This window comes from Agreia pratensis (assembly GCF_900177685.1).
GTDB classification, from domain to species: domain Bacteria; phylum Actinomycetota; class Actinomycetes; order Actinomycetales; family Microbacteriaceae; genus Agreia; species Agreia pratensis.
This window is the reverse complement of record NZ_FXAY01000002.1, coordinates 609,977-626,904: the sequence shown is the minus strand read 5'-3', so window position 1 is coordinate 626,904 and position 16,928 is coordinate 609,977. Positions and strand designations below refer to the sequence as shown.

The 16,928-nt window shown below is 64.6% G+C and carries 14 protein-coding genes; 7 read left to right on the top strand and 7 right to left on the bottom strand.

The features are described from left to right. Window positions 1-42: 42 nt before the first annotated feature. Both B9Y86_RS08335 and rpoB read right to left on the bottom strand, forming a co-directional pair. Window positions 43-3,921: a DNA-directed RNA polymerase subunit beta' gene (locus B9Y86_RS08335; protein ID WP_085484840.1), complete on the bottom strand. Its 3,879-nt coding sequence runs from the start codon at window positions 3,919-3,921 to the stop codon at window positions 43-45. A gap of 48 nt (window positions 3,922-3,969) precedes the next feature. Next, window positions 3,970-7,458 carry a DNA-directed RNA polymerase subunit beta gene (rpoB, locus tag B9Y86_RS08330; RefSeq protein WP_085484838.1) on the bottom strand — a complete coding sequence of 1,163 codons (3,489 nt, stop codon included), beginning with the start codon at window positions 7,456-7,458 and terminating at the stop codon, window positions 3,970-3,972. A 322-nt stretch (window positions 7,459-7,780) separates the two neighbouring features. On the opposite strand from rpoB, the gene B9Y86_RS08325 reads away from it, so the two are divergent. The 4 genes from B9Y86_RS08325 (at window position 7,781) to B9Y86_RS08310 (ending at window position 11,027) form a co-directional block, all read left to right on the top strand. Continuing rightward, the gene (locus B9Y86_RS08325) at window positions 7,781-8,671 is read left to right on the top strand and encodes a spermidine synthase (protein WP_085484836.1); all 891 of its coding nucleotides are present in this window, start codon (window positions 7,781-7,783) and stop codon (window positions 8,669-8,671) included. A 25-nt stretch (window positions 8,672-8,696) separates the two neighbouring features. Then, window positions 8,697-9,863: a PQQ-dependent sugar dehydrogenase gene (locus B9Y86_RS08320; protein ID WP_085484834.1), complete on the top strand. Its 1,167-nt coding sequence runs from the start codon at window positions 8,697-8,699 to the stop codon at window positions 9,861-9,863. 77 nt (window positions 9,864-9,940) lie between these two features. Then, window positions 9,941-10,462 carry a hypothetical protein gene (locus B9Y86_RS08315; RefSeq protein WP_244894685.1) on the top strand — a complete coding sequence of 174 codons (522 nt, stop codon included), beginning with the start codon at window positions 9,941-9,943 and terminating at the stop codon, window positions 10,460-10,462. 73 nt (window positions 10,463-10,535) lie between these two features. Continuing rightward, complete coding sequence (locus B9Y86_RS08310) at window positions 10,536-11,027, top strand: SprT-like domain-containing protein (RefSeq protein WP_085484832.1); 492 nt, start codon at window positions 10,536-10,538, stop codon at window positions 11,025-11,027. Window positions 11,028-11,035: 8 nt separating this feature from the next. On the opposite strand, the gene B9Y86_RS08305 is transcribed toward B9Y86_RS08310, so the two are convergent. The 4 genes from B9Y86_RS08305 to B9Y86_RS08290 all read right to left on the bottom strand — a co-directional run bounded on the left by B9Y86_RS08305 (window position 11,036) and on the right by B9Y86_RS08290 (window position 13,850). Next, window positions 11,036-11,626, bottom strand: a complete 591-nt coding sequence (locus B9Y86_RS08305; protein WP_085484830.1) for a DJ-1/PfpI family protein — start codon at window positions 11,624-11,626, stop codon at window positions 11,036-11,038. A gap of 34 nt (window positions 11,627-11,660) precedes the next feature. Then, the gene (locus B9Y86_RS08300; protein WP_085484828.1) at window positions 11,661-12,272 is read right to left on the bottom strand and encodes an HD domain-containing protein; all 612 of its coding nucleotides are present in this window, start codon (window positions 12,270-12,272) and stop codon (window positions 11,661-11,663) included. A gap of 75 nt (window positions 12,273-12,347) precedes the next feature. Further along, window positions 12,348-12,650, bottom strand: a complete 303-nt coding sequence (locus tag B9Y86_RS08295; RefSeq protein WP_085485361.1) for a DUF427 domain-containing protein — start codon at window positions 12,648-12,650, stop codon at window positions 12,348-12,350. Between the two features lie 36 nt (window positions 12,651-12,686). Then, on the bottom strand, window positions 12,687-13,850 hold the full coding sequence (locus B9Y86_RS08290; protein ID WP_085484826.1) for an AI-2E family transporter: 1,164 nt from the start codon (window positions 13,848-13,850) through the stop codon (window positions 12,687-12,689). Window positions 13,851-14,059: 209 nt separating this feature from the next. Here B9Y86_RS08290 and B9Y86_RS08285 point away from each other — a divergent pair, with 209 nt between their 5' ends. Then, on the top strand, window positions 14,060-14,326 hold the full coding sequence (locus B9Y86_RS08285) for a hypothetical protein (RefSeq protein ID WP_139824819.1): 267 nt from the start codon (window positions 14,060-14,062) through the stop codon (window positions 14,324-14,326). A gap of 70 nt (window positions 14,327-14,396) precedes the next feature. Here the strand turns inward: B9Y86_RS08285 and B9Y86_RS08280 are convergent, their stop codons facing one another. Further along, window positions 14,397-15,401 (bottom strand): isopenicillin N synthase family dioxygenase, encoded by a 1,005-nt coding sequence (locus B9Y86_RS08280; protein WP_085484822.1) that lies wholly within the window; start codon window positions 15,399-15,401, stop codon window positions 14,397-14,399. A gap of 132 nt (window positions 15,402-15,533) precedes the next feature. On the opposite strand from B9Y86_RS08280, the gene B9Y86_RS08275 reads away from it, so the two are divergent. Both B9Y86_RS08275 and B9Y86_RS08270 read left to right on the top strand, forming a co-directional pair. Further along, window positions 15,534-16,067, top strand: a complete 534-nt coding sequence (locus B9Y86_RS08275) for a hypothetical protein (protein WP_085485359.1) — start codon at window positions 15,534-15,536, stop codon at window positions 16,065-16,067. A 9-nt stretch (window positions 16,068-16,076) separates the two neighbouring features. Further along, window positions 16,077-16,706 carry a DUF1684 domain-containing protein gene (locus tag B9Y86_RS08270; RefSeq protein ID WP_217809186.1) on the top strand — a complete coding sequence of 210 codons (630 nt, stop codon included), beginning with the start codon at window positions 16,077-16,079 and terminating at the stop codon, window positions 16,704-16,706. Window positions 16,707-16,928: the final 222 nt, after the last annotated feature.

Sequence of the window (16,928 nt, the reverse complement as noted above, 5' to 3'; positions counted from 1 at the left end):
CTCACCGCGAACGGTGAGGGGCTCTTTCAGTGCGAGAACTACTTAGTTGTAGGTTCCCGGGGTGTAGTCATCGCTCGAGAAGCTGTCGAAGTCGACGAACGACAGGTCGGCCTCTGAGAACGATGCGTCATCGGTGAAGATGCGGTTCGGGTAACGCTCCGCCTTCGCCTCATCGGTCGCCTCGACGGCGACGTCGCGGTAACGCGGCAGTCCCGTTCCGGCGGGGATGAGCTTTCCGATGATGACGTTCTCCTTCAGACCCATCAGCGGGTCGGACTTGCCCTCCATGGCGGCCTGCGTGAGAACACGCGTGGTCTCCTGGAACGACGCGGCCGACAGCCACGACTCGGTCGCGAGGGACGCCTTGGTGATACCCATGACCTCCTGACGAGCGGATGCCGTCTTCTTGCCCTGGGTGAGCGCCTCGCGGTTGAGCGTGTTGTAACGCGCCCGGTCGACGAGCTCGCCCGGCAGCAGGTCGGTGTCACCGTGCTCGACGACAGTCACCTTGCGGAGCATCTGACGAACGATGACCTCGATGTGCTTGTCGTGAATCGGAACACCCTGCGAGCGGTAGACGCCCTGGACGCCGCCCACGAGGTGCTTCTGCACTTCGCGGACACCCTTGACGCGCAGAACCTCCTTCGGGTCGACGGCACCGATGATGATCTGCTGTCCGAGCTCGACGTGCTGACCGTCTTCGATGAGAAGCGTCGAACGCTTCAGCACCGGGTAGGCGATCGGCTCGTCGCCGTTGTCGGGCGTGAGGATGACCTTGCGGCTGCGATCGGTGTCTTCGATGTGCACGCGGCCTGCGGCTTCGGCGATCGGGGACGCACCCTTGGGGGTACGAGCCTCGAACAGCTCCTGCACACGGGGCAGACCCTGCGTGATGTCATCTGCAGATGCCGATCCACCGGTGTGGAAGGTACGCATCGTCAGCTGGGTTCCGGGCTCACCGATCGACTGGGCCGCGATGATACCGACGGCCTCACCGATGTCGACGAGCAGACCCGTGGCGAGCGAGCGACCGTAGCAGGCAGCACACACACCGACGGCCGACTCACACGTGAGAACGGAGCGCACCTTGATGATGTTGACTCCGGCCGCAACCAGCTTGTCGATCAGAACGTCTCCGACGTCGTCTCCGGCCTCGGCCACGACAGTGCCCTTGGCGTCGACTGCATCGGCCGCGAGCGACCGGGCGAACACCGAGTTCTCGACGTTCGGGTCCTTGGTCCACTTGCCGTCGGCACCCTCGATCGCGATCGGGAGATCGAGACCCTTGGTGGTGCCACAGTCGTCTTCACGGATGATGACGTCTTGTGAGACGTCGACGAGACGACGCGTGAGGTAACCCGAGTCGGCCGTACGGAGGGCCGTGTCGGCCAGACCCTTACGGGCACCGTGCGTCGCGATGAAGTACTCGGCGACCGAGAGTCCTTCGCGGTAGCTCGAGATGATCGGGCGAGGGATGATCTCACCCTTCGGGTTGTTCACGAGGCCTCGCATACCGGCGATGTTGCGCACCTGCAGCCAGTTACCACGAGCACCGGAGGTCACCATGCGGTTGATGGTGTTGTCCTTCGGGAAGTTGTCGCGCATGGCCTGCGCGACCTCTTCGGTTGCCTTGGTCCAGATCTGGATGAGCTCCTGGCGACGCTCGAGGTCGGTCGTGAGACCCTTCTCGAACTGGCCCTGAACCTTGGCGGCCTGCTTCTCGTAGCCCTGAACGATCTCGCGCTTGTTCGGCGGAGTCAGGATGTCGGAGAGCGCAACGGTCACACCCGAACGGCTGGCCCAGTAGAAGCCGGCGTCCTTGATGCGGTCGAGCGATGCAGCGACCTCGACCTTGGGGTAGCGCTCGGCGAGGTCGTTGACGATCTCCGAGAGCTGGCCCTTGTCGGCCACGGCCTGGATGTACGGGTAGTCGGCCGGCAGCGCCTCGTTGAAGAGGGCGCGACCCAGCGTGGTCTCGACGATGACGGGACCGTCGACGTAGTCGGCCGGGCCCTCGTTCTCGCCGAAGTGCACGTCGTGCAGACGGATCTTCACGGGTGCGTTGAGGTCGAGCGACTTCTGGTCGTGCGCCAGGATCGCCTCGGCGACCGAGGAGAACGCACGGCCTTCGCCGGTTGCTCCCTCTTTCACCGTGGTGAGGTGGTGCAGACCGATGATCATGTCCTGTGTGGGCAGGGTCACCGGGCGGCCGTCGGACGGCTTCAGGATGTTGTTCGACGCGAGCATCAGGATGCGCGCCTCGGCCTGGGCCTCGACACTCAGCGGAAGGTGCACGGCCATCTGGTCGCCATCGAAGTCGGCGTTGAACGCGGCACACACCAGCGGGTGAAGCTGGATCGCCTTGCCCTCGACGAGCTGGGGCTCGAAAGCCTGGATGCCCAGTCGGTGCAGGGTGGGTGCGCGGTTCAGCAGCACGGGACGCTCGCGGATGATCTCCTCGAGCACGTCCCAGACCTGCGGACGGCTGCGCTCGACCATGCGCTTCGCGGCCTTGATGTTCTGAGCGTGGCTCAGATCGATCAGGCGCTTGATCACGAACGGCTTGAAGAGCTCCAGAGCCATCTGCTTGGGCAGACCACACTGGTGCAGCTTCAGCTGCGGACCGACGATGATGACCGAACGACCGGAGTAGTCGACGCGCTTTCCGAGCAGGTTCTGGCGGAAACGACCCTGCTTACCCTTGAGCATGTCGCTCAGGGACTTGAGGGCGCGGTTGCCGGTACCGGTGACGGGGCGTCCACGACGACCGTTGTCGAACAGGGCGTCGACGGCCTCCTGCAGCATGCGCTTCTCGTTGTTCACGATGATCTCGGGAGCACCGAGGTCGAGCAGACGGCGGAGACGGTTGTTGCGGTTGATGACGCGACGGTAGAGGTCGTTCAGGTCGCTTGTTGCGAAGCGGCCACCGTCGAGCTGCACCATCGGGCGCAGCTCCGGCGGGATCACCGGAACGACATCGAGCACCATGGCGGCCGGCGAGTTGCCGGTTGCGAGGAAGGAGGACACCACGCGCAGGCGCTTGATGGCACGGATCTTCTTCTGGCCCTTGCCCTCGGCGATCTGCAGGTGAAGGTTCTCACCCTCGGTCACCAGGTCGAAGGCCTCGAGGCGCTTCTTGATGGCCTCGGCACCCATGTAGGCGCTGAAGTACTGGCCATAGCGGTCCTGGAGCTCGTGGAAGACGGCGTCTTCGGGCTTGAGCTCGCCGACCTTGAGGCTGCGGAAGTCCTCCCACACGCGCTCGAGCTGACCGATCTGCTCGTCATACGCCTTGCGGGTCTGTCCCATCTCCTTCTCGGCGGAGTCCTTCGTGCGACGCTTCTGGTCGCTCTTGGCGCCTTCGGCCTCGAGGGCTGCCAGATCGGTCTCGAGCCGCTGGAGGCGGTTCGCGATCGTGGAGTCACGCTGGTCGGACAGGGTCTTGATCTCGAGGCGGAGCTCGTTCTCAAGGCCGGGCATGTCTTCGTGGCGAGCATCCTCGTCGACCGAGATGATCATGTAGGCGGCGAAGTAGATGACCTTCTCGAGGTCTTTCGGCGCCATGTCGAGCAGGTAGCCCAAGCGCGACGGAACGCCCTTGAAGTACCAGATGTGGGTGACGGGGGCGGCGAGCTCGATGTGGCCCATGCGCTCACGACGGACCGAGGACTTGGTGACCTCGACGCCGCAGCGCTCGCAGACGATTCCCTTGAATCGCACCCGCTTGTACTTGCCGCAGGAACACTCCCAGTCACGGCTCGGCCCGAAGATCTGCTCTCCGAAGAGACCGTCCTTCTCAGGCTTCAGCGTGCGGTAGTTGATCGTCTCCGGCTTCTTTACCTCACCGTGTGACCACTTGCGAATGTCGTCTGCCGTGGCAAGACCGATTCGCAGTTCGTCAAATGTTGTAACGTCCAGCAATGTTTTCTCTTCTCCTGAAGGTTGCGTCAGCTAAGTAACTAGGCCGGATCAAATGTCGTCGATGGACGACGACTCGAACCGGGTGGAGATGTTGATGCCGAGCTCTTCAGCTGCACGGAAGACCTCGTCATCCGTGTCGCGCAGGCTCACTGCTGTTCCGTCGGCCGAGAGGACCTCGACGTTCAGACACAGCGACTGCATCTCCTTGATGAGCACCTTGAAGCTCTCGGGAATACCGGGCTCCTGGATGTTCTCGCCCTTGACGATCGCCTCGTAGACCTTGACGCGGCCGAGGATGTCGTCGGACTTGATGGTCAGGAGTTCCTGGAGCGCGTACGCGGCTCCATAGGCCTCGAGAGCCCAGACCTCCATCTCACCGAAACGCTGTCCACCGAACTGTGCCTTACCACCCAGCGGCTGCTGCGTGATCATGGAGTACGGACCCGTCGAACGCGCGTGGATCTTGTCGTCGACGAGGTGGTGCAGCTTCAGGATGTACATGTAACCGACCGAGATGGGCTCGGGGTACGGCTCGCCGGAGCGGCCGTCGAAGAGACGGGCCTTTCCGGAGGAACCGATGAGCCGGTCGCCATCGCGGGTCGGAGTCGTCGAATCGAGCAGACCGGCGATCTCCTCCTCGAACGCACCGTCGAACACGGGGGTCGCGACCTTCGTGTTCGGAGCGGCCTTGCGGGCCTGCTCGGGCAGCTCGGCAGCCCACTTGGGCTTGCCTTCGACCTCCCAGCCCTGCTTGGCGATCCAGCCGAGGTGCGTCTCGAGAACCTGGCCGAAGTTCATTCGACCGGGGATTCCCAGCGGGTTCAGCACGATGTCGACGGGGGTTCCGTCGGCGAGGAACGGCATGTCTTCGACCGGAAGGATCTTGGAGATGACGCCCTTGTTGCCGTGACGGCCTGCGAGCTTGTCGCCCTCGGTGATCTTGCGCTTCTGAGCGATGTAGACGACAACACGCTGGTTGACGCCCGAGCCCAGCTCGTCGTCGTTCTCGGCGGAGAACTCCTTGACGGCGATGATCGTGCCCTGCTCACCGTGGGGAACCTTCAGCGAGGTGTCGCGAACCTCGCGGCTCTTCTCGTTGAAGATGGCGCGCAGCAGGCGCTCCTCGGCACTGAGCTCGGTCTCGCCCTTGGGCGTGACCTTGCCGACGAGGATGTCGCCGGGGCGGACCTCGGCACCGATGCGGATGATGCCTCGCTCGTCGAGGTCTGCGAGCAGCTCAGGCGAGACGTTGGGGAGGTCACGGGTGATCTCCTCTTTACCCAGCTTGGTGTCGCGCGCGTCGACCTCGTACTCCTCGATGTGGATCGAGGAGAGCACGTCGTCTTTCACCAGGTTCTGGCTCAGGATCATCGCGTCTTCGAAGTTGTAGCCCTCCCACGGCATGAATGCCACGAGCAGGTTCTTTCCGAGCGCGAGCTCGCCGTTCTCGGTGGCGGGACCATCGGCCAGAACCTGGCCGACCTCGACCCGCTCGCCCTCGGCGACGATCACACGGTGGTTGTAGCTGGTGCCCTGGTTCGAGCGGTCGAACTTGCGCAGGTAGTAGTCCTGCGTTCCGCCCTCGTCGAGCTGAATGGTGACGACGTCTGCAGAGACCTCGGAGACGACACCGGCCTTGAGCGTGGTGACCACGTCGCCGGCGTCGATAGCCGCGTAGCCCTCCATACCGGTACCCACGAGCGGGCTCTCGCTGCGCAGCAGCGGAACAGCCTGGCGCTGCATGTTGGCACCCATGAGGGCGCGGTTCGCATCGTCGTGCTCGAGGAAGGGGATGAGGCTGGTCGCGACCGACACCATCTGGCGCGGCGAGACGTCCATGTAGCCGATGTCCTCGGCCGGGAACAGGTCGACCTCTCCACCCTTGCGGCGGGCGAGAACGCGCGACTCGGCGAAGCGGGCCTCGCCGGTGAGCGGCGCGTTGGCCTGGGCGACGATGTACTCGTCTTCTTCGCTGGCGGTGAGGTAGTCGATGGTCGCCGTGACCACGCCGTCGACGACGCGACGGTACGGGGTCTCGATGAAACCGAACGAGTTGATGCGCGCGAACGATGCGAGCGATCCGATCAGACCGATGTTCGGGCCTTCAGGGGTCTCGATGGGGCACATACGGCCGTAGTGCGACGGGTGAACGTCTCGCACCTCGACACCGGCACGCTCACGACTCAGACCACCCGGGCCCAGCGCGGAGAGGCGACGCTTGTGCGTCAGACCCGCGAGGGGGTTGTTCTGGTCCATGAACTGCGACAGCTGGCTGGTTCCGAAGAACTCCTTGATCGCGGCGACGACGGGGCGCACGTTGATCAGGGTCTGCGGGGTGATGGCCTCGATGTCCTGAGTGGTCATACGCTCGCGGACGACGCGCTCCATACGAGACAGACCCGTGCGGACCTGGTTCTGGATGAGCTCGCCGACGGCGCGGATACGACGGTTTCCGAAGTGGTCGATGTCATCGACGTCGAGACGGATGTCGACCTTCTTGCCCTCACGGGTGCCGGGGATCGTGGTCTGGTTGTCGTGAAGAGCGACCAGGTACTTGATCGTGGCGATGATGTCCTCGACCGTGAGCACGGAGTTGCTAAGCGCGCTCTCGATGCCGAGCTTGCGGTTGATCTTGTACCGACCGACCTTCGCCAGGTCGTAGCGCTTCGAGTTGAAGTAGAAGTTGTCGAGCAGCGCACGCGCAGCCTCGGCAGCGACCTGCTCGCCCGGGCGCAGCTTGCGGTAGATGTCCTTCAGCGCCTCTTCTTTCGTGAGGATCGTGTCCTTCTCGAGGGTGGCCTCGATGGATGCGTATCCCTTGAACTCGGAGAGGATCTCTTCGCTTGTGAGGCCGAGGGCCTTGAGGAAGACGGTGACGCTCTGCTTGCGCTTGCGGTCGATGCGAACGCCGACCTGGTCGCGCTTGTCGATCTCGAACTCGAGCCATGCACCACGGCTCGGGATGATGCGCGAGGAGTAGATGTCCTTGTCGGACGTCTTCTCCTGGGCGCGCTCGAAGTACACACCGGGGCTGCGCACGAGCTGCGAGACGACGACGCGCTCGGTGCCGTTGATGATGAACGTGCCGCGCTCGGTCATGAGCGGGAAGTCGCCCATGAAGACGGTCTGCGTCTTGATCTCACCGGTCTGGTGGTTCATGAACTCGGCCTCGACGTAGAGGGGAGCCGCGTAGGTCTTGCCGCGCTCCTTGCACTCGTCGATCGTGTACTTCTCAGGCTCGAGGAACGGAGCGGTGAAGCTCAGCTGCATCGTTTCGCCGAGGTCCTCGATCGGGGAGATCTCTTCGAAGATCTCCTCGAGTCCCGAGTTGTTGGCCAGGTCTTGACGACCGGCCTTCTTCGCCTCGGCGACGCGCTCTTTCCAGATGTCGTTGCCGACGAGCCAGTCGAAGCTCTCGGTCTGCAGAGCGAGCAGATCCGGGACCGTCAGAGTGTCTGTGATCTTCGCGAACGAGAGACGCGATGCGTTTCTCCCGGTCTTGGGTGAGTTGGTGGTTGCGTTGCGCGCAGCAGCCAAGGAAATAACCTCCGTGGACCCCGTCGGGTCTCAGTACTGTCGGTTGACTAATAAGGATGTTTCGTTTGCGATCGCACCCGGCTTCGACCTACATTTGTCAAGAAGTTCGGGGATGTAAGACCATGGCTGCCGACCGCGATATGAGGGCATGGTTTTACTGGGAGCGCAAAGGTCAACTATATGCGTATCCGACGCGCCTGTCCACCGCTTTTCTTGATTAGTTTCCACATCTCCGGTATAACCGCCCTCTTCCTCGCTTCGACAAGCTCGGCGAACGACCTTTCGCCGTTCCCTGAGCTCGTCGAAGGGCGATAATCGAGCCATGAGCAGATCAACGCGAGGCGCCGATCGGGCCGAGCCCGGGCATCCATCGGCGACGCTCTCGAAAAGCGGCTTCCACGCCCAGATCGAGTCCGACCGGTACTCGCCCGGCAGCTTTCTGCTCGTCGTCGATGGCACTCCCCAGTCGCACGTCGACATCGACGACCCGACCCACCTGAACTTCGAGTACGTGCGTCGCATCGGCCACGGCATCGATCTGCTGCGACCCGAGGGCGAAGCGATCACTGCCGTGCACCTGGGCGGCGGCGGCTTCACTCTGCCCCGCTACGTCGCGGCGACCCGCCCGGGTTCACGCCAGCAGGTCGTGGAGTACGAGAGCGAGCTGGTCGATCTCGTACGCCGGGAGCTGCCCCTGCCCCGCGACGCGCAGATCCGCATCCGGCACGGCGATGCGCGAGAGCAGCTCGCCTCGTTCCCACCCGGGCTGGTGGGCAACGTCGATCTGCTGGTGGTGGATGTCTTCTCGGGCGCGCGCACGCCGGCTCACGTCACGAGCGCAGAGTTCTACACACTGGGCCGCACCCTCCTGGCGAGCGACGGCATGATCGCGGTGAACGTCGCCGACGGCGCCGGCCTCGCCTTCGCCCGAGGGCAGGCCGCCACGCTGTCGAGCGTCTTCGAGCACGTCTCGATCGTTCTCGATTCGCAGATGTTGAAGGCCAAGCGGTTCGGCAACGTGGTCTTGTTCGGCTCCAGCACTCCTCTGCCGTTCGAGCGCATGCCGCGGCTGGTAGCAGGCGACCCCGTCGCATCCAAAGTCGTCGCCGGAGCAGAGCTGCGCAACTTCATCGCCGGCGCGGCCGTCGTCACCGATCAGACCGCCGTCAAGTCGCCTCCCCCGGGGCGCAGCATCTTTCAGCTCAAGCCCTGAACTGATATCAGACAGGAGAAGCACGATGAGCGTCCGACGCACCGCCACCGCATCGATCGCTACGGCGGTCGCGATGCTCCTGCTCGCCGGATGCGAAGCGCCACGACCCGAGCGCACGGTCACGACCGCGACGCCTCCGGTCGCTGCGACGCCAGAGCCCTCCCCCACTCCGACAGAGGCGGTAGACCCGCTCGTCGGCCCGTACTCGCCCACCGGTGACCTCACGGCGCTGGCCAACGACCTCGCCGCCCCATGGTCGATCGCGCCCGTCGGAGCCGACGGCATCCTGATCTCGGAGCGCGACTCCGCGCAGATCGTGCTCATCGACCCAGCGGGGCAGAAGCGCGCCATCGGCGGAGTGGGCGGGGTCGCGGCGAACGGAGAGGGAGGTCTGCTCGGCCTCGCGGTTCAGGGCGACGGCACCGAGCGCCGGCTCTTCGCCTATTTCACGACCGCCGACGACAACCGAGTCGTGTCGTTCCCGCTCACGGGAACCGGCGCATCTCTCTCGCTCGGGCCAGCCACCGAAGTGATCACCGGTCTGCCCAAGGCATCGAATCACAACGGGGGCCGGCTCGCCTTCGGGCCGGACGGCTTGCTCTACATCACCACGGGTGACGCCAACCAACGCGATCGAGCGCAAGACGTCGGCTATCTGGGCGGCAAGATACTGCGGGTGGATGCCGCGGGTTCGGTCCCAGCCGACAATCCGTTTGCGAACTCGCCCGTCTACAGCCTCGGCCACCGGAATCCGCAGGGGATCGCCTGGGGCGCCGACGGCACGATGTTCGCCGCGGAATTCGGCCAGGACACCTGGGATGAGATGAACATCATCGAACCCGGGGCCAATTACGGTTGGCCCGATGTCGAGGGAATCGATTCCGCCGACGCCCGCTTCGTCGCCCCGATCGCACAATGGGCGACCGACGACGCCAGCCCCAGCGGCATCGCGGTGGTCGGCGACACGGTCTTCATGGCGGGCCTCGGTGGCGAGAGGCTGTGGACGATCGATCCGACAGAGGGAGCAGAGACTCGGGAGTACTTCGCCGGTCGACTCGGACGGATTCGTGACGTCTACTCAGCCGGCGATGGAAGTCTGTTGCTGATAACCAACAACACCGACGGTCGGGGAGAGCCCCGTTCGGGGGACGACACGCTGTATCGAGTCACGCTCGCGTCGACCTCCGGATAGGGTTGTTCGCAGCCCGCGAGACTTCAGAACATCGACCGCGGCAGCACCGCGCGCCAACCAACGGAGTACCTGACCTAGTGAGCATCATCACCGGCTACGACCCTCGCAACCTCAGGGAGAAGATCGACGTCGAAGCGGCATCCGCACGACTCGGCGAGCTGGGCCAACTGCGCAGCCTCTCGGCCCTCAATGAGAAGGTCGGGCTCTACCGCCTGCTCGGACGACTCGACGAGGCGTGGACCGTCGCGAACGAGGCGGTCAGACACACCCGCTTCTCGGGAGACCGGGAGCAGCTGCTCGGAGCCCGCATTCGCCGCGCCCAGGTGCAGCAGTACCAGGGAAAACTGCAGGCTGCCCTCTCTGAGTTGTCTCTCTGCGTCGATGAGGCGAAGGTGCACGAGTGGGGTCCGCTCGAGGCAGCATCGCAGCTCACCCGAGGCAAGGTGCTCTTCGACATGGGCGACTACGAGGCCGCTCTGGTCGACTTCAAAGCCACGGTCTTTCTCTACGAGAAGATGGGCGCGTCTCTCGACCAGCTCGAGAGCTCGCTCGTGGCCGTGGCGGTCACCGAGTCGTTTCTCACAGAGCCTGGGCGCTAGAACCCTGAGCGCTCGATCACACGTTCGCCCGCGCTCGGGCGGCGATGTCGCACGCTCGGGTTAGTGTCTTTGCGTGGCTGATCTTTCGAAGGTACGCGTCTGGGCAGACGCTCTGATTGCGCTGCACCTCGACCCCCGCGTCTGGTCGTTCGGCTTCGACAACGCCAAGACCCGCGCGGGCCTCTGCAGCTTCACCACCAAGCGCATCACGGTCTCGCGCTACCTGGCCGCAACATTCGACGACGACGAGATCCACCAGGTCTTGCTGCACGAGGTCGCGCACGCGATGGCAGGTCACCGCGCGGGGCACGGTCCGTCGTGGCAGCGCATCGCCGCATCCATCGGATATGTGGGCTCGCGCACGCACACCGGGTCGGTCGCCGACGAGTTGGCGCCCTGGGCGGGCGTCTGCCCCGCCGGCCACCAACACTTCCGCTATCGAAAGCCCGCCCGCACCCTGGCGTGCGGCACGTGCTCCAAGCGGTTCGACGCGGCCAATGTGATCACGTGGCAGCGTCGCGACATCGATCCCGCGCGCCGCCGCGAGGCTGCGTTCCGCGGCTGACCTTCCCGTCACACGGGCGGTTGCGGGTCGTACTGGATGCCGCGGCGCACCTCGCGAGCGCGGTCGACTCCCGCAAGGCGTGCGACGAGATGCAGAGCCATGTCGATGCCCGCAGAGACGCCGGCCGCTGTGATCACGTCGCCGTCGTCGACGAAGCGGTCGTGGGGCCGCACCTCGATGCTCGTGTCGAGCTCGCCGAGCCGATCGAGAGACCCCCAATGCGTCGTCGCCGCTCGGTCTCGCAGGATGCCCGCGGCGGCGAAGACGAGCGAACCGGTGCACACGCTCGTCATCAGAGGTACGGTCTCGCGTTGCTCGCGCACCCACTCGAGCCGCTGCTCGTCGAGCAGATGCCCGCGGGTGCCGCGGCCGCCCGGGTAGATGAGCACGTCGAGAGGCGGCGCGGCATCCAGTGTCACGTCGGGCAAAATACGCATGCCCTTGGCGCAGTTCACCGGTTCGAGCGAGTCGGCCAGCAGAAACACGTCGTACCCGTCGTCAGGGCTCGTCCGGGTCCACCACGAGAGCACCTCCCAGGGGCCCACCGCATCGAGTTCTTCAACGCCGTCGAAAAGCAGGATGCCGATGTGCTTGGTCATGAGAACAACACTATCCGCGGTTGGGGAACGACGATCAGAACGCCTCGCTGACTCCGGTGTTGTGCGGGTCGTCGTGGTGTGCGCGCACCAGGCTCGCTGGCCAGGAGTTGCGGGGAGCCTTCTCCGGCTTGCGCAGCGCCTGCTCGAGTACCGCGTCGCCGAGATGCTTCTCCACGTCGAGGCGCGGATAGGCATCCTCTATGAGCCGTCGCTCGCTCTCGGTGACCGTCTCCAGCCCGAAGTCTCCACGAACGCCCAGTCGGGTGAGCCGTGTGACGGGACCGCGCCGCTCGGCGATCTGCGGAGACGTGTGCAGAGCGATCGCTTCCCATACGAGATCGGTCTCGGCCGGCTGCAGTCCTTGGGCCGTGAGAAAGCGGGCCGCGGCGTCTGCCCCATCGACCTCGAAGCGCAGATCGCCGTCGGCCTCGTCGGTCGTTCCGATGTCGTGCAGCACGCAGGCGAGAAAGAGCAGCTCGGCGTCGTAGTCCTGACCCGATACGAGACCATCGGATGCGGCCACGACACGGGCATGCAGAAAGGTGCGAACACTGTGGTTGGCGATCGAGAGTTCCGCGGTGCGCTGCACCCAGTCGAGTGCGCGAAGCGCGGTGTTTCCCGTGGGCAGCTGCAGAAGTTCACTCATGCAGTCGACGCTACTGACAGTGCCGGCCGGGCATCTCTGCCCGGCCGGTCAATATGCCACGATTTTCAGCCGCAGCTACTCGGTGACCTGGACTTCTTTCCAGAACGCCACATAGTTGCTGTAGTCCTGGCCCACGCGGTCGAACGACGCGGGATACGGCTTGGGATAGCTCCACGCGCGGTCTTTGAGACTCACGCCGCTGTCTCGCACGCTGAAGTACTGGCACTCGCCCTTCCACGGGCAGGTGTACGGCGTATCGGTGGGTGTGAGCAGATCGAAATTCACGCTCGACGGGGGAAAGTACCAGTTCCCTTCGATCGCGATCAGATCTTCCTTGGGTGCCTCGGCGATGACGGTGCCGTTGACGACTGCTTTCATGATGAAACCTCCTGCAGCCACGCTACGCCTTCGGGGCTATCTGGCGTCCTGGATCGGGCGGATCACGCGCTGGAAGATCAGGATGCCCGCAGCAACCACGGGAACCGCGACCAGAGCGCCGAGGATGCCGCCAAGGGCCGCGCCGCCGATGGCCGCCACGATCACGAGAACCCCCGGCACGGCGACGGCCTTTGCCATGACCCGCGGCGTGAGTACGTAGGCCTCGACCTGAAGGTAGACGAGCATGATGATCGCGAAGATCAGGGCACCGATCGGATTGACGGTCAGAACAGAGACGGCACCGATCGACACCCCCAGAATCGGACCGACCACCGGGATGAGAGCACAGACGAAAGCGACCAGGGCGAGCAGCAGCGGCGCTGGACCGCCCACGATCGTGACAAGGATCAGCGTGATCGTGGCGTTGGCCAGCGCCAGCACGAACTGGCCTGCAACGTACTTGCCGACCGACTCGAGGATCTCCTCGGTGATCTCGATGAAGCCGGCTCGTCGGGACTTGGGCACGGCCTGATAGACGGTCGCCATGACACCGCGCAGTGTGAGGGTCAGGTAGATCGTGAGCACGGTCACGACGATGACGGCGGTCACCCCCTCGAAGACCCCCGATCCGACCGAGAGAAGCCCGCCGCCGATCGAGAGCAGCTTGTCGGGGTCGGAGAGGAACGAGGTGACATCTTTGATGATCGAGTCGAGGTCGAGCGATGTGCCCAGCTGCTCGCTGATCCAGGTCACCCACGGCTGGGAGAGGAGTCGATCGGTCAGCTCGCTCGCATGAGTGATCAGGTAGTTCACCTGGCGCACGAGGTTCGGCACGACGGCCAGAGCCACGCCTCCGATGACCGCGAGCGCCAGCAGGGCCACGGCCAGGGATGCCACCCAACGCCGGATGTTGTGCCGCTCGGCCAGCTTCATCAGGGGTTCGAGGGCCAGCGCGATGAAGAATGCGATGCCGATGTAGACGAATACGGTCGACAGCGAGCCGAGGGCCCCCCATACCCCGAGCCCCACGCAGGCGCCGAGCGCCCCCAGCAGGCCGATGAGAAAGGGATTGAATCGGATGCGCCGCTGGGGCACACGATCTTCCTCGGCTCGCCTGTTGGGCACCCTGCCGAGCGTCGAGCGGATTCGCGGCGCGGTGTTGGGTCGCCTGCCCGGCGAACGCATGTCGGCTCGTGTCATTGCTCGAATGTAGCGGAGTCGATTGGCCGTTGCGGAGACCGACTCGAGTGGGTATTCGGAAAGCTCATGGAGAGCAATCCGACGATGCCGATTGACGACCAGAGCCTGCCTCCACTAGAAAGATGGGGACAACGGCGATGCGGTGCATTCGTGCAAGCCTCACGCCTCTGTCCCAAACCACGTATCTCAACACGATCAAAGGACGCACCGTGAGCAACCTCCAGACCCCGACGCCCGGCACCGACTACCCGGGAAAGACCCTCGGCATCGTCGGCCTCGTGCTGGCGATCGTCTTCAACCTGATCGGCCTCATCATCAGCATCGTGGCCCTGCAGCAGTCGAAGGCCGCCGGCTTCAAGAACACGCCCGCAAAGATCGGCATCATCGTGGGAGCGATCCTGTTCGTTCTCGGCATCATCGTCTCGATCATCTCCTTCACGGCTGCCGCGTCGATGGTCGGCACCAGCACCTACTGATCAGATACACGAAGAGGGGCCCGTCGCGACAAGCGACGGGCCCCTCTTGCGTGCGTCTCGACCAACAGTGCTAGAGCAGATCCGCGTGATGGATAGCCGCGACGTCAGGGTGGGCGCGCAGCCGGTAGCGCAGCACGTTCTCTCCGTAGACCCGCAGAATCGGGCTATCGTCGGGATCGGGCGTGATTCCTGTCGCTTCAGACTGCAGAGCCGCAGGCAGCGGGATCGACGGGATCGACGCATCCAGCGCCGGGTTGAAGAAGAACGGAATCGAGATGCGGTCGCTGCCGATCGACGGTGAGATCACGCGGTGCACGGTCGCCTTCAGATAGCCGTTCGTGGCGTACTCGAGCAGCTCTCCGATGTTCACGACGAAGGCGCCGGGCACCGGAGGCGCGTCGATCCACTCGTCTCCGTAGGCGACCTGCAGGCCACCCTTCCCGGGTTCGACGAGCAGCAGCGTGAGGGCACCCCCGTCACGATGCGCCCCGACGCCCTGCTTCGGAGTCGGGTCGCTCTTTCCGGGATAGCGCACGATCTTGATCAGCGTCGACGGGCGCTCGGCGAACGCGGCGTCGAAGACATGCGGGTCTGCTCCCAGCGACTGGGCCCACGCCTGAAGAAGCCGGATGCTGATGGCTGACAACTCGTCGTGCCATCGGGTGACGACGTCCTGCAGTTCGGGCAGAGCTTCAGGCCACAGGTTCGGCCCCTCGAGCCGCCAATAGTCGGGCACGCCCTCGCCGCGTTCGACGGACTCGCGCTCGCTTCCGATGTCGATCTGCTCGCGCCAGTCGACCTTTCCCTGCGTGAGCTCACCGCCGACGCGGGTGTAACCGCGGAACTGGGGGCTCAGCACGTTCTCGATCGACAGCTTGTCGGCTTCAGGAAGCTCGAAGAAGCGCCGCGAGGTCTCGAGGATGCCACTCACCAACGACTCGGGAACGCCGTGACCGGTGAGATAGAAAAAGCCGTAATCGTGCGTAGCGCGACGCAGATCCTCACGGAATCCAGCAGCCTCTTCGGGGGAGGCATCGAGGCGGGAGAAGTCGAGGACGGGAAGGCTCTGGGTCATGGAATCAACGCTGGCACCTCACTGCCCGAAAGGCCAATTGCATTACGACGTATTGAGCACGTGTGCAATGGCACAGAGTACGACTTGTCGAAAGTTTCCTCCACCGCCCAGACTTAGGCAGTGGAGGCCACCATGAGAGTTCTGCTGAAATTCGTGCTCGACACAGATCCGGATGCCGCGTGGCGGGCTATCCGGAGCCCCGCCGTCTTTCGCGAGGTGTCGAGTCCGTTTCTCAAGATCCGCTCGCTCAGCGCCGACGGGTTCCCCACGATCTGGCAGCAGGGTCAGCACCCGGTCGAGATCGAGGGCGGCGGTCTGATCCCCCTCGGCAAGCAGATCATCAGGCTCTCGTTTCTCGAACGACCAGACGGGGTGCGCATCGTCCGCGACTCCGGGCGGGGAGTCTCTGGTGCCGTCGCCATCCCCACCACCTGGGATCACCAGATGGCGATCTCGCCCGATCCAGCGGGCACCGGCAAGACGCTGTACCGAGACCGGCTCATCATCGGAGCCGGGGCGTTGACCCCCGCCGCTTGGTATGGAATGTGGGTGTTCTGGCAGTGGAGGGGCGCGCGACTGCGCCAGCTCGCCCCGAGCTGGGCATTCGATCCCGAGCCCACCCCCGATTCGGGCGTCGAAGGCGTCGACCCCGACATCGCCGCGTAGCCTGATCTCGTGACGAGAGCCGAATCAGCCATCCAGGTCGCCGATTGGCGTCAGCGCGTCTTCGCGCTCTACGACGAGGTGCGCGTGCTGTCCCTCGTCAATCCTGAAGCCGCGCACGGCGTCTGGCGCGACGGCCGCGACGAACTGTTCCGCACGCATCCGCAGACCCCCCTACTGGCTGACGACCGCCCCGGCTTCACGGGCCTGCCCGTCGCGCCCTACGACCCGGCCTGGCGATTCGAGGTCGAGATCACGGCCCCGGATGCGCCGGGCGGCTTCGACTTCGAGACCGGCACCGACGGCGTCGTGCCCTTCGAGCTGGTCGGCCATGCGAGTATTCCGGAGTTGGGCCGTCTCGACGTGTGGCGCCTGCGCTCGTACGGCGGTGGCCTCTTCATTCCCGTGCGCGACGGTCTCGCAGGCACGACGGGTGGAACGTACGGCGGTGGCCGCTACCTCATCGATTCGATCAAGGGCGCACACCTCGGCACCGGCGGCACACCCGGCTCTCTGGTTCTCGACTTCAACTTCGCCTACAACCCGTCGTGCGCCTACGACCCGGCGTGGGCCTGCCCGCTGGCACCGCTCGGAAACCGTGTATCCGGCAACATCCCGGTCGGCGAGCTGTATGTGCGCTAGGCTGTAATCACTTGCGAGCGCGATCGTGCGCTCCCTGCGTCGTAGAACGCACCTTGCGGTTCGGGCCTCGTGCCTGAAATTCGCGAAAACTTTCTCACGGCGAACGGAAGTGCCTACTGGCACCTTCGCCATCATTTCCGCACAGTCGCGGCATTGCCGAGAGAGTCTGTGCGAAACAGAAGCTCTGTGCGATGCCGCCGAGTCACGCTGCGGATCCGATGC